This is a genomic window from Streptomyces mobaraensis NBRC 13819 = DSM 40847, assembly GCF_017916255.1.
GTDB classification, from domain to species: Bacteria; Actinomycetota; Actinomycetes; order Streptomycetales; family Streptomycetaceae; genus Streptomyces; species Streptomyces mobaraensis.
Window position 1 is genome coordinate 2613800 of record NZ_CP072827.1, and the last position, 24446, is coordinate 2638245.

Annotated in this window: 17 protein-coding genes and 1 tRNA gene; 10 read left to right on the forward strand and 8 right to left on the reverse strand. The window is 73.8% G+C overall.

The features are described from left to right. Window positions 1-83: 83 nt before the first annotated feature. The 6 genes from J7W19_RS10925 to J7W19_RS10950 all read left to right on the forward strand — a co-directional run bounded on the left by J7W19_RS10925 (window position 84) and on the right by J7W19_RS10950 (window position 8070). On the forward strand, window positions 84-1409 hold the full coding sequence (locus tag J7W19_RS10925; RefSeq protein WP_004950105.1) for a hypothetical protein: 1326 nt from the start codon (window positions 84-86) through the stop codon (window positions 1407-1409). After that, window positions 1406-3928 carry a serine/threonine-protein kinase gene (locus J7W19_RS10930; RefSeq protein WP_004950107.1) on the forward strand — a complete coding sequence of 841 codons (2523 nt, stop codon included), beginning with the start codon at window positions 1406-1408 and terminating at the stop codon, window positions 3926-3928. The genes J7W19_RS10925 and J7W19_RS10930 overlap by 4 nt, the downstream gene beginning before the upstream one ends. Before the next feature lie 3 nt (window positions 3929-3931). Continuing rightward, window positions 3932-5185, forward strand: a complete 1254-nt coding sequence (locus tag J7W19_RS10935) for a protein phosphatase 2C domain-containing protein (protein WP_004950108.1) — start codon at window positions 3932-3934, stop codon at window positions 5183-5185. A 111-nt stretch (window positions 5186-5296) separates the two neighbouring features. Beyond that, window positions 5297-6619 carry a VWA domain-containing protein gene (locus J7W19_RS10940; RefSeq protein ID WP_004950111.1) on the forward strand — a complete coding sequence of 441 codons (1323 nt, stop codon included), beginning with the start codon at window positions 5297-5299 and terminating at the stop codon, window positions 6617-6619. Window positions 6620-6689: 70 nt separating this feature from the next. Continuing rightward, window positions 6690-7586 (forward strand): FHA domain-containing protein, encoded by an 897-nt coding sequence (locus tag J7W19_RS10945; protein WP_004950112.1) that lies wholly within the window; start codon window positions 6690-6692, stop codon window positions 7584-7586. 79 nt (window positions 7587-7665) lie between these two features. Then, window positions 7666-8070 (forward strand): globin, encoded by a 405-nt coding sequence (locus tag J7W19_RS10950; protein ID WP_004950114.1) that lies wholly within the window; start codon window positions 7666-7668, stop codon window positions 8068-8070. A gap of 109 nt (window positions 8071-8179) precedes the next feature. On the opposite strand, the gene J7W19_RS10955 is transcribed toward J7W19_RS10950, so the two are convergent. The 7 genes from J7W19_RS10955 to J7W19_RS32855 form a co-directional block, all read right to left on the reverse strand. After that, a complete protein-coding gene (locus tag J7W19_RS10955) occupies window positions 8180-8878 on the reverse strand; it encodes a hypothetical protein (RefSeq protein WP_004950116.1) in 699 nt (232 codons plus the stop codon). 47 nt (window positions 8879-8925) lie between these two features. Continuing rightward, window positions 8926-9381, reverse strand: a complete 456-nt coding sequence (locus tag J7W19_RS10960; protein ID WP_004950118.1) for an acyl-CoA thioesterase — start codon at window positions 9379-9381, stop codon at window positions 8926-8928. A gap of 1 nt (window position 9382) precedes the next feature. After that, window positions 9383-11047 (reverse strand): energy-dependent translational throttle protein EttA, encoded by a 1665-nt coding sequence (gene ettA / locus J7W19_RS10965; protein ID WP_004950119.1) that lies wholly within the window; start codon window positions 11045-11047, stop codon window positions 9383-9385. A gap of 178 nt (window positions 11048-11225) precedes the next feature. Continuing rightward, window positions 11226-12740 (reverse strand): thioester domain-containing protein, encoded by a 1515-nt coding sequence (locus J7W19_RS10970; protein WP_004950122.1) that lies wholly within the window; start codon window positions 12738-12740, stop codon window positions 11226-11228. A 223-nt stretch (window positions 12741-12963) separates the two neighbouring features. Then, complete coding sequence (locus J7W19_RS10975) at window positions 12964-13533, reverse strand: single-stranded DNA-binding protein (protein WP_004950123.1); 570 nt, start codon at window positions 13531-13533, stop codon at window positions 12964-12966. Window positions 13534-13841: 308 nt separating this feature from the next. Continuing rightward, the gene (locus tag J7W19_RS10980) at window positions 13842-15857 is read right to left on the reverse strand and encodes a GTPase (protein ID WP_004950125.1); all 2016 of its coding nucleotides are present in this window, start codon (window positions 15855-15857) and stop codon (window positions 13842-13844) included. Next, entirely contained in the window at window positions 15854-17512 is a 1659-nt protein-coding gene (locus J7W19_RS32855) for an ATP-binding protein (protein WP_004950127.1), read from the reverse strand. Before J7W19_RS32855 ends, J7W19_RS10980 begins: the two co-directional genes overlap by 4 nt. Before the next feature lie 308 nt (window positions 17513-17820). On the opposite strand from J7W19_RS32855, the gene J7W19_RS10985 reads away from it, so the two are divergent. Then, a tRNA-Arg gene (locus J7W19_RS10985) sits at window positions 17821-17893 on the forward strand. Window positions 17894-18040: 147 nt separating this feature from the next. Continuing rightward, entirely contained in the window at window positions 18041-18262 is a 222-nt protein-coding gene (locus tag J7W19_RS10990) for a hypothetical protein (RefSeq protein ID WP_040891400.1), read from the forward strand. Window positions 18263-18628: 366 nt separating this feature from the next. On the opposite strand, the gene rfbB is transcribed toward J7W19_RS10990, so the two are convergent. Next, a complete protein-coding gene (gene rfbB, locus J7W19_RS10995) occupies window positions 18629-19681 on the reverse strand; it encodes a dTDP-glucose 4,6-dehydratase (protein ID WP_004950131.1) in 1053 nt (350 codons plus the stop codon). Between the two features lie 584 nt (window positions 19682-20265). On the opposite strand from rfbB, the gene J7W19_RS33465 reads away from it, so the two are divergent. Together J7W19_RS33465 and J7W19_RS11005 are read left to right on the forward strand one after the other, a co-directional pair. After that, window positions 20266-23589, forward strand: coding sequence for a DEAD/DEAH box helicase (locus tag J7W19_RS33465; RefSeq protein WP_210455322.1), 3324 nt, complete (start codon window positions 20266-20268; stop codon window positions 23587-23589). After that, a complete protein-coding gene (locus tag J7W19_RS11005; protein WP_004954927.1) occupies window positions 23586-24434 on the forward strand; it encodes an SWIM zinc finger family protein in 849 nt (282 codons plus the stop codon). The genes J7W19_RS33465 and J7W19_RS11005 overlap by 4 nt, the downstream gene beginning before the upstream one ends. Window positions 24435-24446 lie beyond the last annotated feature (12 nt).

Sequence of the window (24446 nt, forward strand, 5' to 3'; positions counted from 1 at the left end):
AACGGAGCGGGGGACCGGCCGGCGGCCCCCCGGAGACAGCACCGGTACGAAGCGGCGCGGGCCGCGGACAGGAGAGGGGACCGATGGCGGTCGCGGGGCCCACCGGGCCGGTCTTGAGCCGCGAGGAGGTCGACCGCGCGCTGGCGCGGCTCGGCGCGGAGCACGAGGCCGTCGAGTCCTCCCTGCTCGCCCTGCAGGACCACGCGGGCCGCCGGCTGCTGGAGGGCGCCGACCTGTCCGGCGTCACCAGAGCCCGGTGGGCCGTCGCCGAGCAGCTCATCAACCGGCTCTGGACGTACTTCGACGCCTACACCGACGCCCTCACCCGGGCCCGCGAGCTGCGCTCCCGCCGCCGCTGGCCGCACCAGAGCGAGCTGTCGGAACTCACCGACCTGCTGCGCGGCGCCCGCGTCACCCTGCCGGGCGGCGACCCGTCCGCCGGACTGACGACGCTCGGCGGCGCGGCCAGGCTCAGCGAGCGGCTGACCCTCGAAGAGCTCGTCGACCGGATGAACGGCTGGTACGCGCAGGCCCTGGACGTGGTCGTGGTCGCCGACGCCGTCTGGTCCGCGCTGCCCGCCCGTATCGACCTGCTCGCCGCCGAGCTGCGGCGCACCCGCTCGCTGGCCCACTCCGTCGGCGTCCGCCCCGGCGAACACCCGTCCGGGGACGACCTGGAGGAGATCACCCGCGAGCTGTCCGCCCTGCGGGCCGAGGTGATATCCGACCCACTGGCCTTCTGGACGGGCGCCTCCCCCAGCTCCGCGCCGGGGGGCGGCCGCACCGACACCACGCGCTACGACCGCGCCGCCCGCGCCCTGGAGGACGTCCGGCGGGAGATCGAGGCGGTGCTGACGGTTCGGCAGGACGCCGAGCAGCGGCTGATGCGGGTGCGTGACGTCCTCTCCCGTGCGGACCGCACTCTGGAGGAGGCCCGGCAGGCCCGCGCGGAGGTCCTGTCCAAGATCGCCGCCTCCGAGGTCCCGGCCGTCTCCGGCCCGCCGACCGCCCTCTACGAGCAGTTGTCCGCCGCCGCCGAGCACCGCAGACGCGCCCGCTGGCACCGGCTCTCACCGCTGCTGGAGAGCCTGGAGCAGCGCGCCGAGGAGGAGTTGCTGCGGGCCCGCGCCTCGCTGACCGCGGTCACCGCGCCCCTGGCCGTCCGGGCCGAGCTGCGCGGCCGGCTGGACGCGTACCGGGCGAAGGCGGGCCGGCTCGGCCTGGCGGAGGACCCGTTCCTCGGCGAGCGGTACGACGCCGCCCGCCGCATGCTCTGGAGCGCTCCCTGCGATCTGACGGCCGCCGAGCAGGCCGTCCTGCGCTACCAGCAGGCGGTCTCCGGGGCCCTGGCCCCGCCGGGCAACGGAAGCCCGGGCCACAGCGTCCATGACCACAGGGGGGAAAGATGAGCGGAGAGAACGGCACCACGGCCTGCCAGCGGCCGGGCTGCGCGGGCGCCTACGAGGACGTCGGCGGCGGCGAGACGTACTGCGACACCTGTGGCCTCGCGCCGGTCGTCTCGCCCGCGGGGACGCTCTCCTCGCCGGCCACCGGCATCGTCGCGGGCGGGACCGGCGGGCGGGCCTCCGAGAGATCGCCGGGCTCGACGGGATCCGCTCCTTCGTCCCGTTCCTCCCGTTCTGCCCCCTCCCGCCGCTCGGTGTCGGGCCGCCTGTCGCGCTCCACCCTCGGCAACGGAAGCACGCCCTCCCGCTCGGTGTCCGTCCGCAGTTCGCGCTCCGGAACCGCCGCCTCCGCCCGGAACAAGCTCGGCGCCGGCCTGGTCAGCATGCCGGGGGTACCGCGCCCCGATCCCCGCGCGGCGGTCCTGGCCAACCCCGAGGTGCCCGAGCGCAAGCGTTTCTGCAGCAAGAGCGACTGCGGCGAGCCGGTGGGCCGCTCGCGCGGCGACCGCCCCGGCCGCACCGAGGGCTTCTGCACCAAGTGCGGCCACCCCTACTCGTTCGTCCCCAAGCTGCGCGCCGGCGACGTCGTGCACGGGCAGTACGAGGTGGCGGGCTGCCTGGCCCACGGCGGCCTGGGCTGGATCTACCTGGCCATGGACCGCGCGGTCTCCGACCGCTGGGTCGTCCTCAAGGGCCTGCTGGACACCGGCGACGAGGACGCCCTCGCCGTCGCCCTGGCCGAGCGCCGCTTCCTGGCCGAGATCGAGCACGCCAACATCGTCCGCATCTACAACTTCGTCGAGCACCTCGACCAGCGCACCGGCAGCCTCGACGGCTACATCGTCATGGAGTACGTCGGCGGCAAGTCCCTCAAGGACATCGCCAACGAACGGCGGCTGCCGGACGGGCGGCGCGACCCGCTGCCCGTCGAACAGGCTTGCGCCTACGGCATCGAGGCCCTGGAGGCGCTCGGCCACCTGCACAGCCGCAACCTGCTCTACTGCGACTTCAAGGTCGACAACGCGATACAGCAGCAGGACCAGCTCAAGCTGATCGACATGGGCGCGGTCCGGCGGATGGACGACGACGAGAGCGCCATCTACGGCACGGTCGGCTACCAGGCGCCCGAGGTCGCGGAGGTCGGCCCGTCCGTCGCCTCGGACCTGTACACGGTGGCCCGCACCCTCGCCGTCCTCACCTTCGACTTCCAGGGCTACACCAGCGTCTTCGTCGACAGCCTGCCCGACCCGGACAACATCGAGGTCTTCAGCCGCTACGAGTCGTTCTACCGGCTGCTGGTCCGCGCCACGGACCCCGACCCGGCCCGCCGCTTCTCCTCCGCCGCGGAGATGGCCGACCAGCTCACCGGCGTCCTGCGGGAGGTCGTGTCGCTCCAGACGGGCACCCCGCGGCCCGCCCTGTCCACGCTGTTCGGGCCCGAACCGCGGGTGGTGGACACCGTCCTGTTCGCGGACGAGGACGGGGATCCGTCGGCGCTCGGCGGCCGCCCGTCCCGTTCCGTGCTGTCGCGGGCGCCCCGGCAGCCCCGGCAGCCCGTCACCGCCGCGCCCCCGGCCGAGCCGCCCGCCCTGGCGCCGCTCGACGTCCCCGGCGCCGCCTTCGCGCTGCCCGTCCCGATGGCCGACCCGTCCGACCCGAACGCCGGCTTCCTCGCCGGTCTCCTCTCCGCGCGCCCGGCGGAGACATACGCGGCCCTCCAGGCGGCCCCCGTCAACTCGCTGGAGCTGCGGCTGCGCCGCTTCCGTGCCCAACTGGAGCTCGGCGAGCTCATGCACGCCGGGAAGGCGATGGCCTCCCTGGAGGCCGAGTACCCCGACGACTGGCGGATCGTCTGGTACCGCGGCCTGCACGCGCTGGTGACCGGCGACAACGAGACCGCCGCGCTCTCTTTCGACGCCGTCTACGACGCGTTCCCCGGCGAGCCGGCCCCCAAGCTCGCCCTCGGCGTCTGCGCGGAGGTCCTGGGCCAGCTCGACAACGCCGCCGAGTACTACCGCCTGGTGTGGAGCACCGACCCCGGCTTCGTCAGCGCCGCCTTCGGGCTGGCCCGGGTGCGGCTGGCGGCCGGGGACCGCACGGGCGCGGTGGAGGTGCTGGAGTCCGTACCGGAGGCGTCCATCCACTTCACCGCGGCCCGGGTCGCGGCGGTCCGCGCCCGGCTGCGCCGCCGGTCGCCGCACGAGCACCTGCTCGACGACCTGACGGCCGCCGCCGGGCAGGTCGAGCGGCTCTCCGAGGTCGGCCTGGACCAGGAGCGCCGCGAGCGGCTGGCCACGGAAGTGCTGGGCACCGCCCTGGACTGGGTGCTGTCCGGGCGCCCGGGCGCGCCGGTCGCCGACGGCCGGCGGGCCGCCCTCCTCGGCGCCGGCACGGACGAACGCAGCCTGCGCTTCGGGCTGGAACGCTCGTACCGCGTGCTCGCACGCCTCGCCCGGGACGGCGGGGAACGGATCGAACTGGTGGAACGGGCCAACCGCTTCCGCCCCAGGACATGGGTGTGATCGATGACGCGACTGCCGCAATCCGCACAGCTGACGGCCTGTCCCGTCTGCCATGAGCCGCTGGACCCGGCCGACAACTTCTGCGGCGGCTGCGGCGCGGACCTTTCGGCGGCGGCCTCCGCGGCGGTCTCCCCCGGCGGGATGGCCGGGGACCCCCGGCGGGCCGTCCGCCACCCGGAACCGGACGGCCACCGGCCGGCCCCGCCGGGGACCCCGTCCGTCCCCGGCCAGACCGCGCCCCCGCCGACCGTCGCGTCCGGCATGCCCGACACTCCCGGTGCGTCCGGCGCTTCCGGCGCGACGGGCACGGCCGGTCCGACAGGCCCGGCGGGCCGTCGGCGCGTCTGCGGGGCCTGCCGGTCCGGCATGATCGACGACGACGGGTACTGCGAGCACTGCGGGCATGCACAGCCGCGCGAACGGGATCACATGGAGCACGAGACGCCGGGCGTCGCCGCGGTCAGCGACCGCGGCCTGCGCCACCACCGCAACGAGGACGCCTTCGCGGTGTCCACCACGACCCAGCCGGACGGCGGCCCCGCCGTGCTCGCCGTCGTCTGCGACGGCGTGTCCTCCGCCGCCCGGTCCGACGAGGCGTCGACCGCCGCCAGCGCCGGCGCCCTGGCCTCCCTGGAGGCCGCCCTCGCGGCCGGCACCCCGCCGCGGGAGGCCACCCACCGGGCGATCCTGGACGCCGCGCGGGCGGTCGACGCCCTGGCCCCCTCCGGCCACCACGCCCGCGAGCACCGCCACCACCAGCAGGAGAACGCCCCCGCCTGCACCATCGTCAGCGCCGTCATCACCGGCGAGCTGCTGACCGTCGGCTGGGTCGGCGACAGCCGCGCCTACTGGGTCCCCGACGACCGCGCCGCCCAGCCGGCCCGGCTCACCGAGGACGACTCCTGGGCCGCCCAGATGGTGGCGGCCGGCCTGCTGTCGGAGGCGGAGGCGTACGCGGACGAGCGCGCCCACGCCATCACCGGCTGGCTGGGCGCGGACGCCTACGAGGTGGAGCCGCACACCGCGGCGTTCCAGCCGGACCGCCCCGGCGTCGTCATCGTCTGCACCGACGGCCTGTGGAACTACGCCGAGACCGCCGAGCGGATGGCCGCCGTCGTCCCCTCGGACGCCCGTCTGCGCCCCCTGGAGACCGCGCGCCGGCTGGTCGGTTACGCCCTTGACGGCGGGGGGCACGACAACGTAACCGTTGCGGTACTGCCGTTCCCCGCCCGCTCCGCGGAGCCGGGGGCGGCCTGACGCCCGAGCGTCAACGGGGGGATCCGCACGCCGGTGCCGGGGGAGGCGCCGCGCGCGTCCGTCCGTCCGTCGGTCGCCATATGACCAGGTGAGTGCGAAGGAGCGGATCGGATGTCGAACTTGTCCAAGCCGGACGTGCCGCGTTTCTCGGTCGACGTGTACCAGAACGAGTTCCTGCCCGAGGGCGGGCGCGAGGTGAACGCGATCGTCACCGTGACGTCCACCGGAGGCGGGACGGCCGTCGGCGCGTCCGCCGCGTCGGCGCCCGACACCGCCGTGGTGATCATGGTGGACTGCTCCGGCTCGATGGACTACCCGCCGGCCAAGATGCGCAACGCCCGGCAGGCCACGGCCGCGGCGATAGACGTGCTCCGCGAGGGCGTCTCCTTCGCGGTGGTGGCCGGCACCCACCAGGCCAAGGAGGTCTACCCCGGGCAGGGCCGGCTGGCGGTCGCCGACGCCACCACCCGCGCCCAGGCGAAGGAGGCGCTGCGCAAGCTGACGCCCGGCGGCGGCACGGCCATCGGCACCTGGCTCCGGCTCGCCGACCGGCTGCTGGCCTCGTCCGACGCCTCCATACGCCACGGCATCCTGCTCACCGACGGCCGCAACGAACACGAGGAACCGGACGCCCTGCGGGCCTCCCTGGACGCATGTGCCGGGCGGTTCACCTGTGACGCGCGGGGCGTGGGAACGGACTGGGAGGTCAAGGAGGTCACCGGCATAGCCTCCGCCCTGCTGGGCAGCGCCGACATCGTCGCCGACCCCTCGGGCCTGGCGGCCGACTTCACCGGGATGATGGAGAACGTCATGGGCAAGGAGCTCGCCGACGTCGCCCTCCGGTTGTGGACGCCACAGGGCGCCGAGGTGCAGTTCGTCAAGCAGGTCGCGCCCACCGTGCGGGACCTGACGGGCCGTCGGACGGAGGCCGGCCCTCGCGCGGGCGACTACCCCACCGGTTCCTGGGGCGACGAGTCCCGCGACTACCACGTGTGCGTCCGGGTGCCCGACGCCGGCGTGGGCCGGGAGATGCTGGCCGCCCGGGCCTCCCTGGTACGGCCCACGCGCGACGGCTCGGCGGAGGTCCTCGCCCAGGGTCTGATCCGGGCCGTGTGGACGGACGACCTCGCCGCCTCCACGACCATCAACCCGCAGGTCGCCCATTACACCGGCCAGGCCGAGCTGGCGCAGGCCATCCAACAGGGCCTGGAACTGCGCAAGTCCGGCGACCTGGACGGCGCCACGGCCAAGCTCGGCCGGGCCGTGCAGCTCGCCAGCCGCTCCGGCAACGAGGACACCGCGAAACTGCTGGCCAAGGTGGTGGACGTGGTGGACGCCGTGAACGGTACTGTGCGGCTGAAGGCCAAGGTCTCGGCCGAGGCGGAGAAGACATTGGAGACACGCTCGACCAAAACGGTCCGCGTGAAGAAGTAGCACGCCGGCCGGGCGAACACCGCAAGGTCATGGGAACACCGGAAACGGCGCAAGAGGGGGAACGACCGACATGCCGACCTGCCCGAACGGTCACCAGTCGGTGGCCGACGACTGGTGCGAGGTGTGCGGCCACCGGATGACCGGGGTCTCCGCGCCCACGGGTGCCGTCCCTCCGCCACCGCCCGCACCGCCTTCCTACCCGGGAGGCACGGCCGAGGCCACCATGCAGGCGGAACTCTGCCCGCAGTGCCGCACACCCCGCGAGGCCCAGGCGCCGTTCTGCGAGGAGTGCGCGTACAACTTCCTGACCGGGACCGCCTCGCCGTACGTGACCCCGCCGCAGCCGCACGGGTTCCAGTCGGCCCCTCCCCCGCCACCGCAGCCCACCCCGCCGCACAGCTTCGACTACCACGGCTCCCGCCCGTCGCGGATCAACCGCGCGGCGGAACCGCTGACCCCGCAGCACACGTCGGCGGGGCCGGCCGGTGACGACGACTGGATGCTGCCCCCGCCGGCCCCCGCGCCGGACAACCCGTACGCCTACGAGCCGCCGGCGCCGCCGGCCGGCTGGGTCGCGGTGATAGCTCCCGACCGCGACTACTTCCGGTCGATGATGAACCGCAGCGGCCCCGAGGCGGCGGGCCTCAACCTGCCCGCCTACTCACCCGAGCAGCAGTGCCGCCTCACCGGCCCCCAGGTCACCATCGGCCGCCGCCGGCACAGCACGGGCGAGTCCCCCGACATCGACCTCTCCCGCCCGCCGGAGGACCCGGGCGTCTCCCACCAGCACGCCGTGCTGGTGGAGCAGCCGGACGGCGGCTGGGCCGTGGTCGACCAGGACTCCACCAACGGCACGACGATCAACGGCTCCGAGGAGCCGATTCAGCCCTACGTCCCGGTCCCGCTGCACGACGGCGACCGGGTCCACGTGGGCGCCTGGACGACGATCACCGTCCGCCGCGGCTGAGCCGGCACCGGCCGCCCGCTTCCGGCCGAGGAGTCCTACGACGGGAGTCCTCGGCCGGGCCGTCTGCGACCATGGAGGGGTGAAAGAGATTCCGCGCGGCACGCTTCAGGAGCAGACCTTCTACGAGCAGGTCGGCGGCGAGGAGACCTTCCGGCGCCTGGCCCACCGCTTTTACGAGGGAGTGGCCGAGGACCCCCTGCTCCGGCCCATGTACCCCGAAGGCGACCTCGGTCCCGCCGAGGAGCGCATGGCCCTCTTCCTCATGCAGTACTGGGGCGGCCCCCGCACCTACAGCGAAAACCGCGGCCACCCCCGCCTCCGCATGCGCCACGCCCCCTTCACCGTGGACCGAGCCGCCCACGACGCCTGGCTCCGCCACATGCGGGACGCGGTGGACTCCCTGGACCTTTCGGAGGCGCACCGGGACGAGCTGTGGCGCTATTTGACGTACGCGGCGGCGTCGATGATCAACACCCCCGACTAGCCCGTCCGGCGTTTGAGGACAGCGCCCGCAGGGCGCTTCGGGGGTGCGGGGGCGCAGCCCCCGCAGGAAACGGTGAAAGGGCGGGACAGGGGCACCTCTCACAAACCCGTCACGCAGGCGTGACGGTCAACCCCCCGACCCCACCGGTCCGCACCACAACGGACCCGTAAGGCGTCCGCAACCGCAACCACCCGCCAACGGCGAAAAGCGCCAACGCCTCAGGCGCACCGGGATCCTCGACGCCCGCCGCGACAGCGACCCGCACAGGCCGCAAAAACCCGAGCGCCTGAGCCGCGTGCACAGCACGCAGCGGCACCCCCGTCTCCCCAAGCGTCCGCGACCAGATCTCCCGCCCGATGCGATCCCGCTCGGCCCGGTTCCGCCGCTGCGCGGGCAGCGCCTCGTCGCGCGCCCGGAACTCCCCGACGGCCGCGGCGACGACCCCGCGCACCTCTTCGACCGAGGGCAGCCCGGGCACCCGGCGCCAGCCGCCGCGCGGCGGCAGCACGCCGGCCCACGGCGGCCCGGTGACGGTCTCGGGGACGGCGACGTCGAGCCCGCCCCCGACCGGGACACCGGCATCGATCTCGTCGGCCAGCCGCCCGGCGGAGACGGTCACATCAAGCGTGCCCTCGTCGCCCAGCCGGGCCGTGCGGATGGCCAGCACCTCGAAGGACGGCGGGCGCCCGAAGACACCGAGCACCCCGCCGCCCACCTGCAGCCGCACCGCGGCCGCCCGGTCGTAGTGGATCAACCGGGCCAGGAAGGCGGCCAGGTCGGCGGCCTCCCGGGCGTCGGCGAACCGCAACCGCGGCCCCCGCGAAGAGGGGGCCGGAGGCGGAACCGGGGACGCCGTCATACGGCGACGGCCCCCTCGACGGCGTCGGCCTGGTCAGCGGCCGGCTCGTCGTCCCGGTACGCGGCCAGCAGCTCCCGCTCCTCGTCGGAGATCCGCCGAGGCCGCCCGGTCTCCCGGTCGATCGGCACGACGACCGTGGAGGCCCGGGCGTACACCCGCTCCTCGTCCTTGATCTCGTAGGAGACGGTCAGCGAGGCGCGGGAGACGTGCGTCACCCAGCTCTCGATGACCACCGGCTCGGGCCGGTGGACGAGCGGCCGGAGGTAGTCGATCTCGTGACGGGCCACGACGGACCCGTCGGAGAACGAGTGGTTCCCCTTGCCGAACTCGGAGCCGAAGAGGAAGTCGATCCGCGCTTCCTCCAGGTAGCGGAGGAAGACCGCGTTGTTGACATGGCCGAAGGCGTCCATGTCCGACCAGCGCAGCGGGCAGGCGTAGATGTGGCGTGCCACGTCAGCCCCGGGTGAGCTTCTTGTAGGAGGCGCGGTGCGGACGCGCGGCGTCCGGACCGAGCCGCTCGATCTTGTTCTTCTCGTAGGACTCGAAGTTGCCCTCGAACCAGAACCACTTGGAGTCGCCCTCGTACGCCAGGATGTGGGTGGCCACACGGTCGAGGAACCAGCGGTCGTGGGAGACGACCACGGCCGCGCCGGGGAAGTCCAGCAGCGCGTTCTCCAGGGAGGACAGGGTCTCGACGTCGAGGTCGTTGGTCGGCTCGTCGAGGAGCAGCAGGTTGCCGCCCTGCTTGAGGGTGAGCGCCAGGTTGAGGCGGTTGCGCTCACCGCCCGAGAGCACACCGGCCGGCTTCTGCTGGTCCGGGCCCTTGAAGCCGAACGCCGAGACGTAGGCGCGCGAGGGCATCTCGACCTGGCCGACGTTGATGTAGTCCAGCTCGTCGGAGACGACGGCCCACAGCGTCTTCTTGGGGTCGATGTTGGCGCGGCTCTGGTCGACGTAGGAGATCTTGACGGTCTCGCCGACCTTGATGGTGCCGGAGTCCGGCTTCTCCAGGCCCTGGATCATCTTGAACAGGGTCGTCTTGCCGGCGCCGTTCGGGCCGATGACGCCGACGATGCCGTTGCGCGGCAGCGTGAAGGACAGGTCGTCGATGAGGACCTTGTCGCCGAACGCCTTGGAGAGGTTGCTGACCTCGACGACGACGCTGCCCAGGCGGGGGCCCGGCGGGATCTGGATCTCCTCGAAGTCCAGCTTCCGCATCTTGTCGGCCTCGGCGGCCATCTCCTCGTAGCGGGCCAGACGCGCCTTCGACTTGGCCTGGCGGCCCTTGGCGTTGGAGCGGACCCACTCCAGCTCTTCCTTGAGCCGCTTCTGGCGCTTGGCGTCCTTCTGGCCCTCGACCTTCAGACGGGCGGCCTTGTTCTCCAGGTAGGTGGAGTAGTTGCCCTCATAGGGGTGGGCGCGACCGCGGTCGAGCTCCAGGATCCACTCGGCGACGTTGTCGAGGAAGTACCGGTCGTGGGTGATCGCCACGACGGTGCCCGCGTACTTGGCGAGGTGCTGCTCCAGCCAGTTCACGGACTCGGCGTCGAGGTGGTTGGTGGGCTCGTCGAGGAGCAGCAGGTCGGGGGCCTCCAGCAGCAGCTTGCAGAGGGCCACGCGGCGCTTCTCGCCACCGGAGAGGTTGGTGACCGGCCAGTCGCCGGGGGGGCAGCCCAGGGCGTCCATGGCCTGCTCCAGCTGGGCGTCGAGGTCCCAGGCGTTGGCGTGGTCCAGCTCCTCCTGGAGCTTGCCCATCTCCTCCAGCAGCGCGTCGGAGTAGTCGGTGGCCATCAGCTCGGCGATCTCGTTGAACCGGTCGAGCTTGCCCTTGGTCTCGGCGACGCCGTCCTGGACGTTCTCCAGCACCGTCTTGGCCTCGTCGAGCTCCGGCTCCTGCATGAGGATGCCGACGCTGTAGCCGGGCGACAGGAAGGCATCGCCGTTGGAGGGCTGCTCCAGACCGGCCATGATCTTCAGGACGGTGGACTTACCGGCGCCGTTCGGGCCGACCACACCGATCTTCGCACCGGGCAGGAAGCTCAGCGTCACGTCATCGAGGATGACCTTGTCGCCGTGCGCCTTGCGCGTCTTGCGCATGGTGTAGATGTACTCAGCCAAGAGAAACCGTCCGGCATTCGAGAAGGGCCAATGTGCGGCTCCGCCGCGTGAGGGCAGACACACCCATCTTGCCGTACCGGCGGCCCGGGGCGAAAACGCGATTCGCCGCGGGCGGGGGCGGCACGCGGCCCCGCCACACCGGGAGGCGCGGCCGGTGCCCGCCCGCGCCCGCCCGGCGTCACTCGTCGGCGGCTCCCGCGGCGGCGTTCCTGCGGCGCCGCAGCAGGAAGACGGTCGCACCGCCGACCACCACCAGGCCCGCCCCGACGCCCACCGCCGTCGGCGTGCTGCCGCTGCCGCCGGTGCTCGCGAGATCGCGGTCCGCGGCGGGCCCGCCGGGGCCACCGCTCCCGGGCCCTGATCCGCCGCTCGACGCACCCGGCGCGGCCGTCGTGCCCGGCGTACCCGACGTGCCGGACGGGGAGGGCGGCAGGCCGGCGGCCGTGGCGTCCTTCGTCCCCAGGCCGTCCCGGCCGGCGGAGTCGCCGGTCCGGCAGTCGAACACCCCCGAGACGGTGGTAGAGGACCCGTCGGGTCCGTCGACGGCGATCCGGTACGCCTGGTCCTCGGCGACCTTGACCAGGACCGTCTCGGACGCGTTCGGCTTCACCGTGTGCGGCGCGCCGGCTATCCGGAAGGCGTAGGGCGCGTCGCCCCGGTTGGTGACGGTGATCTCGACGCCGCCCTTGGCGCAGTTCTTCCGGGCGGACACCGCGGGGGCGGCGCCCTTGTCCGCCCACACGGCGACGGCGCCGGCGGTGGCGGTGCTCCGGCTGGAACCGGCCAGGATCATGGTCTGCGTGCGGACCCGGTCGCCGGTGAACACCCGCCCGACGGGGACCTGCGTGTTGGCGGTGGCGGTGACCCCGGCCGCCCCGGCCCGGGCGCCGGCGGGCACCCCGAAGTAGAGCTGTCCGCCGTTGCCCAGCGTGGTGAGGGGTTTACCCGCCTTGTCCACGATGCGTATGTTCCGGGCCACCGCCTCCGCGGTGGGCGTGAGGGTGACGCTGTCCGCGGTGGTCCGGACGGTGACCGGACCGATCCGGCCGCCGGACCGGCCCGACACGGCGAGCGTGTCCAGGGAGAGGGACGCCTTGGGCTCCGCCAGGTCCTCGGCGTTCTTGTAGAGGTAGTCGGCGAGCTTCGCGGCGGCGGGATGGTCGGCGGTGACGTCGGTTCCGCCCGAGTAGCGCCAGATGGCGACCTGGGTGCCGGCGGCGGCGAGCCCGGGGTCGAGGGTGCCGGTCCCGGCCTTCTCGGCGAGCGCGGCGAGGTCGTCGACCTGGGGGTAGGAGTTCTGCAGGATCCACCGGATCCGGCCCGCGTTCCGGTTGCGCTGCAGCGAGGACTCGCTCCAGCTCACCTCCCGGTACTTGGCCCCGTTGACGGTCGCCGCCTCGGCGTCGACGCAGTAGGTCTGCACCGTTCCGCCGCCGTCGACCTTCATCTCGTAGAGCCCGGCCGTGACGGGGGTCGACGTGCCGCCCTTCTTGAGGTGCGCCCCGGATCTGGCGGGCATCTCGCCGCCCAGCACCGCGCTGACGCCCCCCGAGTGCTGCGGCGCCTCCGCCGCCACCGCCGCGTCGGCCGCGGACGCAGCGCCGGCCGCCGACACCGCACCGGCCAGGGCGAGGACCCAGGCCAGGACGGCCGCGGCGGAGCGCGCGGGCCACCGCCTCGTTTCAGAGCTCATGGACTTCCTTTCGGGCGCGCGCGAGCCGTCGCGGGGCTTCACGCGACACGCCGGGCCATTCAAAAGCGGCAGCCCCCGTTGGTACGTGTGGGGGATCCTATGAAGCGCCCACGACGCGAACGCCGCACACGCCTGCCGGGCGGACGATCCGAATCGGAATCGTTATCGGGACCAGGTTTTCGGTCCGGGTTTATCGACAAATCACCGGGGCAAACCCCGCACTTCAAGGGGCGCTTGGCACCAACGAGCCATCACGACTTCCCGCGCTCCCGGGTTCCGAGACACCGTCAGGAGGCCCAACGGCCTTCACCGCCCCGACCGGCAGCGCCTCCACCCCGCCCACGACCGCGCTCATCCGCGCCGCCTCCACGTCCGCGGCCACCTTCCCCATGGCACCCGCCAGGCGCACCGGTTCGACCGGCAGCGGCCGGGCCGGCGACACCCTGCGGAACGCCGATGTCCCGCGCGCGAGATCGTGCCCGATCGCCACCGCGTCGATGTCCGCGGACGTCCACCGTCTCCCGTCCCGCTCCTGGGTGTTGATGCGCAACCTCCCCTGGACGAGCACCGGTTCGCCGATCGTCACCGAGGCGACCACGTTGTTCGCCAGCGAGCGCCACGCCCATACCGAGTAGAAGCTCGTGTAGGCGTCGGCCCACTCCTCCCGCCCGCGGTCCCAGCGGCGCACCGTCGCGGCGAGCCGGAACCGGGCGAGGGCCGCTCCGTTGGCGGCCTCCCGGAAGTCGGGCTGAGTCGCCACATTGCCCACGACCGTCACCAGTGTCTCGTTCATCGCGCTGCCTCCCCCGTCTCCACGACAGCCAGGACCGTGCGCGCGGCACGGCACGCCCCCAGCACGGGCGGTGAAGCCGCCCGTGACCTCATCGTGCACGCGGCGGGGAAGCCCCGTCGGGGCCTGTGGACAACGAGCAAGCGCGCGGAAGAAACCCGTCACTCACAGGAGCGCACAGCCGCCCCTCTGCTCGCTCCCCTCCCCATGAAGCTCGCATCGACGGGCTTTTCCACAAGTCAGGCCACGTGGGCGCACCGCTCGAACCCATAACGCCGTCCGGGTCCCCCGGACCGACCACACCCCCGACCTCACCCCTCCCCCGCCGCCACCACGTACTGCCCCCGCAGTTCCCGATACCGCAGCAACTCCGCCGCGACCGGCTCCAGCACCCGTTCCCGACCGCAGGCCGCCGCGGCGTTCCGCAGCCGGCGCTCCGTCTCCAGCCCGTACCCCCGAGCCGGCCCACGGGCGGCCATCCGGCAGCCCCAGGACAGCAGCGGCGCCCCCGCCGCAGCACCCGCCGTCAGCCCGCCGGGGACCCACAAGGGCACCTCCGTGCCGCCGCAGAGCGCCGTCGCCAGCCACACCAGTCCACCCAGTTGCAGCAGCACCAGCATCACCTGGACAGCCGTGGCCAGGGCCCACCACCGGGGCCGCACCAGCCGGGGCGCGCCGCCACCGCGCGTCCGCCCGACACCCGTACGCCGTCCTCCGGTCCGCCGGCCCCCGGTCCGCCGGTCGCCGGTCCGCCCGCCGCCGGTGCCCCACCCGCCCGCGCCCTCGCTCGTCCCCCCGCCGGAAGCGCGCCGTCCGCCCGTCCTCGTCCCCTCCGCCCCGCCGGGGGAGGCGCCTCCCGCCCGTCGCCCGCCCGTCCACCGGACGCCGGACGCGCCCCGGCGCGCGGTGGGCAGGGAGGCCGCCGCACCGGCCTCGTCCAGGGCCTCGGGCAGCCCTTCGGCACCGTTGACAGCGGCCTCGCGGACGGCCAGGGCCCATGGTTCCGGCAGCCCGGCGGACGCCTCGTGCACCAGCGTGCGCACCGCCTGTTCGACGAGTGGCCGGGAGGCCGTACGCCGCTGCGGCGGCGCCACGTCCGTACCACTGCTCGCACCGGCCTCACCCGTCCGCGCCTCCCGGGTCTTCCGGTAGTGCCGCCAGGCGTGGCCCCAGACCGTCCCGCAGGCGCGTTCGGCGCCGCGCAGCCAGGTCCGTTCGGCGCGCAGCCCGGACGCGCGGGCGCCGACGGCCTCCGCCAGCCGGTCCTCGAAGTCCAGCCGCGCCCCGTCCGTCAGCCCGGGCCGGCCCTCGGCGACGTAGACGGGGCGCAGCCGTGCCGAGGCGCCGTCGACGTCGGCGGTGAGGCGCAGTTCGGCGGCCTTCCTGCGGGTGACGAACTGGCCGAGGACTTCACGCAGTTCGCCGAGGCCCTCGCCGGTCAGCGCGGACAGGGCCAGGACCGCCGCCCCGGGTTCGCCGTGCTCGCCGAGGGCCAGGCCGTCCTCGTCGAGGAGCCGCCGCAGGTCGTCCAGGACCTGGTCGGCGGCGTCCCCGGAGAGCCGGTCGAGCTGGTTGAGGACGACGAAGGTGACCTCCGCGTAGCCGGCCAGCGGGCGGAGGTAGCGCTCGTGCAGCACCGCGTCGGCGTACTTCTCCGGGTCGACCACCCAGATCACCGCGTCCACCAGCGCCAGCAGCCGGTCGACCTGCTCGCGGTGGCCGGCCGCCGCCGAGTCGTGGTCCGGGAGGTCGAGGAGGACGAGTCCGCCGAACGCGGGATCGCGGGGGCGCGGCGGCCTGCGGCGCGCGCCCTCCGGGATCCCCAGCCGGTCCAGCAGCCCGTCCGCGCGGTCGGTCCAGGCGCAGGCCACGGGCGCGGAGGTGGTGGGCCGGCGCACCCCGGCCTCGGAGAGCTGGGCGCGGGCGAGGGCGTTGAAGAGGGTGGACTTGCCGCTTCCGGTCGATCCGGCGATGGCCACGACCGTCAGGTCGAGCGGGTGCCGCTGCCGGACGGCGGCCTCCTCCAGCACGCGTCCGGCCTCGTCGAGCGTTCTGCCGTCGAGCCGGGCCCGGGAGAGTCCGACCAGTTCGCGGAGGGCGTCGAGGCGGGTGAGGAGGGGGCCGCCGAGGACGGTGGCGACGTTCGGCGCCGGGCGCGCGGGGGCCGCCGCGCGCTCCCGCTGTTCCTGACGCGCCTTGTCCGGTTGCGCACGCTCCGGGCGCGCGCGGCGGGCGATGAGTCCGTCGTCCCAGGAACGGTCGACGGCGTCGGACGCGGGCGGCCTCCCCGGCCCGCGGCGGCTGTCGGCTGAGTGCACCGCGGTCACCTTTCCTTCTGCAACACGGACAGCGCGGCGATGAGTTCGACCTGGTGGTCGGGGGTCACGTCGAGGGCTTCCAGGGGGGCGGTCCGACGGTCGCGCTCCGTCTCCAGGACGCGCTCCACACACGCGTCGAGCAGCGCGCCACCGCGGTCGCGCAACCGGAGCGCGCTCCGGGCGCCGAGCGCCTCGGCGAGCGCCTCGCTCGCGGACTGCGCCCGCCGCCCGCCCAGCAGCGCGGCGGCGAGCAGCGCCGTCACCCGGTCCGCGTCGGGAAGACCACCGCGTTCGGAACCCGGTGCATGCCCGGCCCGCCGCACCTCCCGTGCCCCGCGAACCTCACGCACCTCCTCCTCCGCGTGCTCCTCCAGGCAGCGGCGCCAGTAGCGCACGGCCACCCCGATCCGGGCGGCGGCGCCTTCCGCGTCGCGCGGTGCCAGTGCGGTGGCGGCGGCCGGGTCGCCGGCGCAGGCGGTGGCGATCTCCTCGTCGGCGGCGTCGACGGCGCAGGTCAGCAGGGCGATGAAGGCGTTGGTGAGGGCGGTCAGCAGTTCGTCGGAGGTGCTGTCGCGCGGGTGGCCGCGCCAGTGCGTGAGCGCGTCGCCGGCCAGCGCCTCACCACCGGCCGCGTCCCGCCGGACCCGGTCCGCGGCCCGGGCGTACGCGTCCTCGACCCGCTGGAGCAGCCGCACCGCCGCCGAGTGCTGCCCCGCCGCCGCCCCTGCCAGCCCCGGCAGCCGCGAACCGAGCGACGCCAGCACGCCGTTGGCGGTACGGGCCCGGGCCACCGTCCGCGAGGCGGGGTCCTGGGCCCGCTGGATCAGCCAGGCCCGCAGCCCCGCCACGGCCGTGACCGGCAGCAGCCCGCTCCCGCCGGCCACCGACTCGGGCAGCTCGGGAATGGTGAACCGGGGGACGTCCCCCAGCCCCGCCGCCTCCAGCAGCGCCCCGAACTGCCGCGCCACCTCCCCCGTCACCTGGTGCGGCACCCGGTCCACGACGGTGACCAGCGTGACGTCGTACTCCTTGGCCGCCCGCAGCAGGTGCCACGGCACCGCGTCCGCGTACCGGGTGGCCGTGGTGACCAACACCCACACGTCCGCCGCGCAGATCAGCTGCGCGGCCAGTTCCCGGTTGCGCTCCACGAGGGAGTCGATGTCGGGCGCGTCCAGCAGCGCCAGTCCGCGCGGCAGCGCCCGGTCGGTCTCCAGCCGCAGCCCGGGCCGGTCGTCGTCCTCGTCACCCGTAGGGGTCACCTCTACGGGTACGTCGTCCAGCAGTCCGTCGCGCCCGGGCACCCAGACCCTCCGCAGCGCCGGCAGCACCCGCGGTCCCGCGAACCAGTGGTGATCGTCCGGATTGCAGACGAGCACCGGCACCCGCGTCGTCGGCCGCAGCACCCCCGCCTCCGTCACCCGCCGCCCCACCAGCGAGTTCACCAGCGTGGACTTCCCCGCCCCGGTGGATCCCCCGACCACCGCCAGCAGCGGCGCTTCAGGGGCGCACAACCGGGGCACGAGGTAGTCGTCAAGCTGCGCCAGGAGCTCGACCCGGTTGCGACGGGCGCGAACGGCGCCGGGAAGGGGGAGCGGAAACCGAGCGGCCTCGACGCGGTCCCGCAGTGCGGACAGCGCGTCGATCAGCCGGGGCCGTACGTCCAAGGTCGCCACATGTGCAGAATGCCCAATTCTGAGGCGTTTTTGAAGCGTATAGACCATGCCGCGCGGGGCGTGGCGAGTGGGGCCCGGGCATAACGAGTACACAACACCCGCCGCAGGAGGCGTCAAAAACGGTGCACGATTCGCACTCGCCTGCGATTATCAGGACCGCTTCACCGAACCTCCACATCGTGTCACGGAGGTGAAGCAACCGGGACGAGGTACGCGGAGCCCTATCCTTGTCCCCGGCAAGGTCACGGCACCACCGAGCCCGGGGCTTCAGCCGTCCGCGATACCGCCGTACCACACCGGCCCCCGTAGCTCAGTGGATAGAGCAGGCGCCTTCTAAGCGCTTGGCCGCAGGTTCGAGTCCTGCCGGGGGCGCATGGCGAGACCCTCCCGATGGGAGGGTCTTTTTGCTGGTCAGGGCTGGGGTGGCCGGGGGGCGGGGCGGCTGGGGTTTGTGGTCTGTGTCGGATTCGACGTGGATGGCGGACCCCAGGGGGCGGTCGCGGGCGCATACTGGGGGCAATGACAAAGCCTGCTGCACTGAAGCGTCATCTGCCCACCAGCCCCTTCGCGGCCAAGGCCACGCCGGCTCCCAAAGACTTCGCCCTGGGCGACCAGGTAACTCATGACATGTACGGACTCGGCCGGGTGATCGGTGTCGAGGACGGGATCGCGGTGCTCGTGGATTTCGGTTCCACGGAAGAGCGGATCCTGAGCCCGTACGCCAAGATGACCAAACTCTAGGCCGCTGTGCCGTGTTGCGGCACGCCGGCCCCCGGTGGGTCGGCAACGCAAAGGGAGATCTCTCATCGACTCGACCTCGCTGTTCTCCGCCCCCGAGGGGGCGGCCCGTCGCTCGGGCCTCGAACCGCCGCCTCCGACGACGCATCCCTTCCAGGCCCCGGACTTCGGGGAGGACGAGGCCGTCGCGCCCGACGATCCGTTCGCGAGCGCGCCGCTCTGACGTCCAGCCCCTTCTTCCGGCCTCACGCCCCTTCTTCGGCTTCTTCGACAGGAGGGGCGTTTCTTGTGAGGCGGACGAGCATGGGGGGGACCGTGCCCGTGAAGCCTCCCGCCCCTTCTCCGAGAGCGGGAGGCTTCCGGGATAGGTCAGGTGGTGTGTGGCAGCAGGGCTGCTCGTTGTTTGAGTGGCTCCCACCAGGCGCGGTTGTCCCGGTACCAGGCGACCGTCTCCGCCAGCGCCTCCTCGAAGTCGCGGACCGGCCGGTACCCCAGTTCGTCGCGGATCTTGCTCCAGTCGAGGGAGTAGCGGCGGTCGTGGGCCTTGCGGTCCTCGACGTGCCGGACGAGTGACGGCTTCGCGCCGACCGCCTCCACCAGCATGTCGGTGAGCTCCCGGTTGGTCAGTTCGGCGCCGCCGCCGATGTGGTAGATCTCGCCGGCCCGGCCGCGGGTGCGGACGAGCTCGATGCCGCGGATGTGGTCGTCGATGTGCAGCCAGTCGCGGACGTTGCGCCCGTCCCCGTAGAGCGGCACCTCCAGGCCGTCCATCAGGTTGGTGACGAACAGTGGTATCAGCTTCTCGGGGAAGTGGTGGTGGCCGTAGTTGTTGGAGCAGCGCGTGACGCGGACGTCGAGGTCGTGGGTGCGGTGGCAGGCGAGGGCGAACAGGTCGCTGGACGCCTTGGCCGCCGCGTAGGGCGAGTTGGGGGACAGCGGCGCGTCCTCGGTCCAGGAGCCGTGGTCGATGGAGCCGTAGACCTCGTCGGTGGAGATGTGCACGAAGACCCGGACACCGTTGTGCAGCGCCGCGTCGAGGAGTCTCTGGGTGCCCAGGACGTTGGTACGGACGAAGGCGTCCGCCTCCCGTACGGAACGGTCGACGTGGGACTCGGCGGCGAAGTGGACGATCTGGTCGTGCTCGGCGGCCAGCCGGTCGACCAGGTCGGTGTCGCAGATGTCGCCCTGGATGAAACGGAAGCGGTCGGAGTGGCGGACGGGGTCGAGGTTGGCCGGGACGCCGGCGTAGGTGAGCTTGTCGAGGACGGTGAGGTACGGGCGCTCCGGTCCGTCCCCCGCCAGCAGGGTGCGGACGTAGTGGGAGCCGATGAACCCGGCGCCGCCGGTGACGAGGATCCTGGGAGCGGCGGCGGTCTTCTGCGCGTCGGTGCGCGTCTCCGTGGTGCGCGTCTCAGTGCTCATGGGACACCTCTACCGTGCCGTGATCGCCCAGTACCAGGCGGTGGGCGGGCGGAGAATCGGGGCCGGTGCCTCCGGATCGCGGCGGTGATCTTCGATTTCACCGCACGGGAGAGGCGCTCGCGGCGATCGGGGAGGGGAAGTCCGGCGCGCTTGACGAAGCGCTGAATTCATGTCCCGGGAATTATCGCCCAAGCCATTTGACATCGCGGAGAAATTCGCTCTCGGAATGCCTTCGGATAAATTGCGGCCGAAAAGGGGCGGGATGGCCGGATTTCGACGACCGGCGCCTCCAGGCGTCTCCAGGTGTCTCCAGGCGTCTTCCGGCGACTCCATGCGTCTTCCGGCCTCTTCCCGGCGCCCCAAGGGCGCTGTCCTGCGCGGTCCATGCGGGGTGGGGCGGTCGCCGGCCATTCCGTCCGGCGACCCTCAGGGAGATCCCGACTGGCTACTGCGGACGCGCGGGAACGCGCCTTGAAACATCTTCCGGAATATGCCCATGATCGACCTCATGTGAAATTCCTGCATGGCGTGGTTATGCTGTCCGCTTCCTGAAGTCCGTATTACCGAACAGAGGGGACCGTTGTATGGGCACGCCGGAGTTTCCCGGCCGCTTGCAGGCGACGTTCGTTCCGGACACCGACGCGCCGGGGTGCGGGGCCATGGCCTTCTGGGGCACCCCCGACCCCGTGGCGGAGGCGGCGACCCTCGGTCTCCCGGCCGCCGCCGGCACCGCGGGCCCCCGGCTCCCGGCTCTCGCCACTCTTCCCACCCTCCTGCCGCACCGCGGCTCCCTGGTGGACGTGGACGTTCCCGCGCTGCTGGTCCCGGTCGGCGAGGCGGTCGGCGCCCTGGCCGCCCTGGCAACAGGAACCACAACGGGAATCGCCACGGGCACCACAACCGGAACCGGAACCGAGGACGACGCCGAGAACGCGGCGGAAGTCTCCGCCCCCGACCGTCCCTTGGGCCACTCCGTCCACGCCTGGGCCGTCGCCGCCCGGCTCGCCCTGGAGCACGTCACCGCCGGCCACCTCGTCCCCGTCCTGCGTGAGGCCGGCGAGGGCCTGGTCCGCGCCCACTGGCGGGCCGCGACCGACGGCGACCCCCGGCTGGCGGCCCTCGCCGCGGCGCTGCCCGCCGCCGCCCACGCCCTGCGCGTCCACGCGCCGGCCCCCATGGACCCACCAAGCGCACCCGCTCCGGCCGGTACCGACGCACCGACCGCCCCCGTACCACCCCGCCTCGACGCACCGCGCACCCCCGCACCCACCGCCGTCGACGCACCGCGCACCCCCGCGCCCTCCCGCACGGCCCCGCCGAGCACCCCCACTCCGGCCCGCATCAACACCCCGCGCACCCCCACCCCCACCGGCATCGACGCACCCCCCACCCCCACCCGAGTCTGGTCTGCCCCAGCCCTCCTCAGCGCCTTCTGCGACGCCGTGGCCGACGCCTGCGCCCGCGCCGCCGCTCCCACCGCCGCCGCTCCCACCGCCGCCCCGCCCACCTGGACAACCGCCCTCGTCACCGCCTCCGCCTCCCCCGCACTCCCCACCCCTACCGCCCCCGCCCCCGGTCTGCTCGCCGACTGGGCCCTGGCGGGCAGCGGCGACCGGGCCGCCGTTCGGCTCCTCCTCCGCCTCGGCACGCCCGCCGGGCCGGACGCGCTCTGGCCGCTGTCCTTCCACCTGGAGGCGGTGGACGAGCCGGGCGCCCTCGTCTCCGCCCACCGCGTCTGGGAGACCGGCTCGGCTCCCCTCTCCCTCGGCGGCCGGGTCCTGGACGGTCCGCAGGAGGCGCTGGTCGAGGGGCTGGGCCGCGCGGCCCGGGTGTTCCGGCCCCTCGCCGCCTGCCTGGAGGAGAGCCGGCCCACCCGGGTCCTGCTCAACCCCTTCCAGGCGGCCCGGCTGTTCGGCGACACCGCGACCGCCCTGCGCACCGCGGGCATCGGCCTCACCGTCCCGGACGAGCTGAGCGGCGACGAGCCGGACAGCAAGGACCCCACGGACCGCAAGAGCGGCAACGCCCTCCTCCCCCGCCTCCGCGTCGGCACCCGCCGGACCACACGAGGGAAGAGCGGCAAAAGCACCACCCCCCACCCCCGCACCGTCACCTACCGCTGGGAGGCCGTCGTCGGCGACGAGGTGGTGACCCCCGACGAGGTCGCCCTCCTCGCCTCCCGCGGTGAACCCCTCGCCCCCTGGCGGAACACCTGGGTCCGCCTCGATCCCGACCGGATCGGCGAACTGGCCGCCCTCGTCGGCACGTCGGGGCGGCTCTCGACCGCCGAGGCGCTGGCCATCGCGCTGTGCGGACGCCACCACACCGAGGAGTTCGGCGAGGTGGCGGCGGTGGCCGACGGCTCGGTCGCCGACCTCGTCGGCCGGCTGCGCGAGGCGGGCGGGCGCACCGAGCCCGATCTCACCGGCGTACGCGCCGACCTCCGCGACTACCAGCGGCGCGGCGTCGCCTGGCTGCAGTCCCTCACCGACCTGGGCTTCGGCGCGCTGCTCGCCGACGACATGGGTCTCGGCAAGACCCTCCAGACCATCGCGCTGCTCGCCGGCCGCACCGGCGACCGGCCCCGCCTCGTCGTCTGCCCGACCTCCGTCGTGAGCAACTGGGAGCGCGAACTGGCCCGGTTCGCGCCCGGTCTCACCGTGGTCCGCCACCACGGCGCACGGCGCGCCACCGAGCCGGCCGCGTTCCCGCCGGGCGCGGTCGTCGTCACGAGCTACGCCCTGCTGCGGCTGGACACCGAGTTGCTCGCCTCCGTCGGCTGGGACCTCGTCGTCCTGGACGAGGCGCAGCAGATCAAGAACCACACGGCGCAGACGGCCCGCGCGGCCCTGCGCCTGGAGGCCAGGGCCCGGGTCGCGCTGACCGGCACCCCGGTCGAGAACCGGCTGTCGGAGCTGTGGTCCATCGCGCACTTCGCCAACCCCGGTCTGCTGGGCTCGCACCGGCGGTTCAGGGAGCGGTTCGCCGGGCCGATCGAGCGCGACGGCGACCGGGAGGCGGCCGAGCGGCTGCGCGCCGTCGTCTCGCCGTTCGTGCTGCGGCGGATGAAGAGCGCGGTGGTGGACGAGCTGCCGGCCAAGCTGGAGACCACGGTCCCCTGCGACCTCACCGCCGAGCAGACCCGGCTCTACCGGGCCGCCGTCGCGGACGCGCTCGACGGCGACGACGGGCTCGGCACCGGCGTCCGGCGGCAGGGCAACGTCCTGCGGCTGCTCACCCACCTCAAGCAGATCTGCAACCACCCGGTCCAGTACCTGGGCGAGGACCCGGCGTCCGACAACGCGCTGGCGGGCCGCTCCGGGAAGCTGATGCGGGCGACCGAGATGCTGGGCGAGGCCGTCGCGGCGGGCGACCGGGCCCTCGTCTTCACCCAGTACCGCGTCATGGGGGAGCTGCTGGCCCGCCACCTCGCCGCCGAACTCGGCCTGGACGACGTACCGTTCCTGCACGGCGGCACCCCGGCCGAGCGGCGCGACGCGATGGTGGACGCGTTCCAGCACGACGACACGGCGTCCCCGCTGCTCATCGTCAGCCTCAAGGCGGGCGGCTTCGGCCTCAACCTCACCCGCGCCTCGCACGTCCTGCACTACGACCGCTGGTGGAACCCCGCCGTCGAGGACCAGGCCACCGACCGCGCCCACCGCATCGGCCAGACCAAGACCGTGCACGTGCACAAGCTGGTCACCGCCGACACCTTCGAGGAACGCATCGACGCGCTCCTGGAGAGCAAGCGCTCGCTCGCTGATTCCGTCGTCGGCACGAGCGAGACCTGGCTGTCCGAACTCGACGACGACGCCCTGCGCGCCCTCGTCCGCCTCGCCGACTCGGAGGAGTCCACGAGCGCGGGCGCCCCGACCCCTCCCGCAGCCACAGGAGAGACGGTATGACCAGCACCGCGACCCGCCGCGCCACGGCTCCCCGCCGGACAGCCTCCACCCGCCGGAAGCAGCCCGCCCCGGACAGCACCTGGTGGAGCAGGCGCTGGACCCGCGCCCTGGAGTCGCTGGGCGCCACCTACCCCAACCCCCGCCTCCCGCGCGGCCGTACGCTGGCCCGGCAGGGCGCGGTCCAGGGCCTGACGGTCCGTCCGGGCGAGGTCATCGCCCGGGTGGAACTGGCCAAGACCGGCTACGACGTGACGCTACGACTGCCGGTCTTCGACGACGACGAGTGGTCGGCCGGCGTCCGGGTGCTGGCCGGGCAGCTCCGGCACGCGGCGTCCCTGCTGGAGGGCCGGATGCCGGAGGACATCGACGACACCCTCGGCAAGGCCGGGCTCGCCCTCTTCCCCCGGCGCGGCGAACTCTCCTCCCACTGCGACTGCCGGGACGGCGGTTACCCCTGTTCCCACGGTGCGGCCGTCCACTACGCCTTCGCCGACGCCCTCCAGGACAACCCCTTCCTGCTGCCCGCCCTGCGCGGACGCAGCGGGGAGCGGCTGCTGGCCGAGCTGCGGGCCGCCCGTTCCGGCGGCTCCGCCGACGCGTCCACCGACGCCTCCACCGCGCCGGAGACCGTCACCGCCTCGGAACTCCCCGCCTCCGCCACCTACTTCACCGGCGGCGACCTCTCCACCGTCCCCCTGCACCCCCAGCCGCCCGCCGACCCGGCCCGTCGGCTGCGCCGGCTCGGCCCGCCGCCGGGCGGCTCTCCGGCCGACGCCGAGCTGCTGGCCGCGGCGGTGGAACGGGCCGCCGCCCACGCGTGGCGCACGGCGGAAGGGAGCGCCTGAACGCACGCGGAA

What these genes read in the sequence shown, in the direction of transcription:
- J7W19_RS10925 (WP_004950105.1), top strand. Translation starts at nt 84, where the DNA reads ATGGCGGTCGCGGGGCCCACCGGGCCGGTCTTGAGCCGCGAGGAGGTC.
- J7W19_RS10930 (WP_004950107.1), top strand. Translation starts at nt 1,406, where the DNA reads ATGAGCGGAGAGAACGGCACCACGGCCTGCCAGCGGCCGGGCTGCGCG.
- J7W19_RS10935 (WP_004950108.1), top strand. Translation starts at nt 3,932, where the DNA reads ATGACGCGACTGCCGCAATCCGCACAGCTGACGGCCTGTCCCGTCTGC.
- J7W19_RS10940 (WP_004950111.1), top strand. Translation starts at nt 5,297, where the DNA reads ATGTCGAACTTGTCCAAGCCGGACGTGCCGCGTTTCTCGGTCGACGTG.
- J7W19_RS10945 (WP_004950112.1), top strand. Translation starts at nt 6,690, where the DNA reads ATGCCGACCTGCCCGAACGGTCACCAGTCGGTGGCCGACGACTGGTGC.
- J7W19_RS10970 (WP_004950122.1), bottom strand. Translation starts at nt 12,740, where the DNA reads ATGAGCTCTGAAACGAGGCGGTGGCCCGCGCGCTCCGCCGCGGCCGTC.
- J7W19_RS10975 (WP_004950123.1), bottom strand. Translation starts at nt 13,533, where the DNA reads ATGAACGAGACACTGGTGACGGTCGTGGGCAATGTGGCGACTCAGCCC.
- J7W19_RS10990 (WP_040891400.1), top strand. Translation starts at nt 18,041, where the DNA reads ATGACAAAGCCTGCTGCACTGAAGCGTCATCTGCCCACCAGCCCCTTC.
- rfbB (WP_004950131.1), bottom strand. Translation starts at nt 19,681, where the DNA reads ATGAGCACTGAGACGCGCACCACGGAGACGCGCACCGACGCGCAGAAG.
- J7W19_RS33465 (WP_210455322.1), top strand. Translation starts at nt 20,266, where the DNA reads ATGGGCACGCCGGAGTTTCCCGGCCGCTTGCAGGCGACGTTCGTTCCG.
- J7W19_RS11005 (WP_004954927.1), top strand. Translation starts at nt 23,586, where the DNA reads ATGACCAGCACCGCGACCCGCCGCGCCACGGCTCCCCGCCGGACAGCC.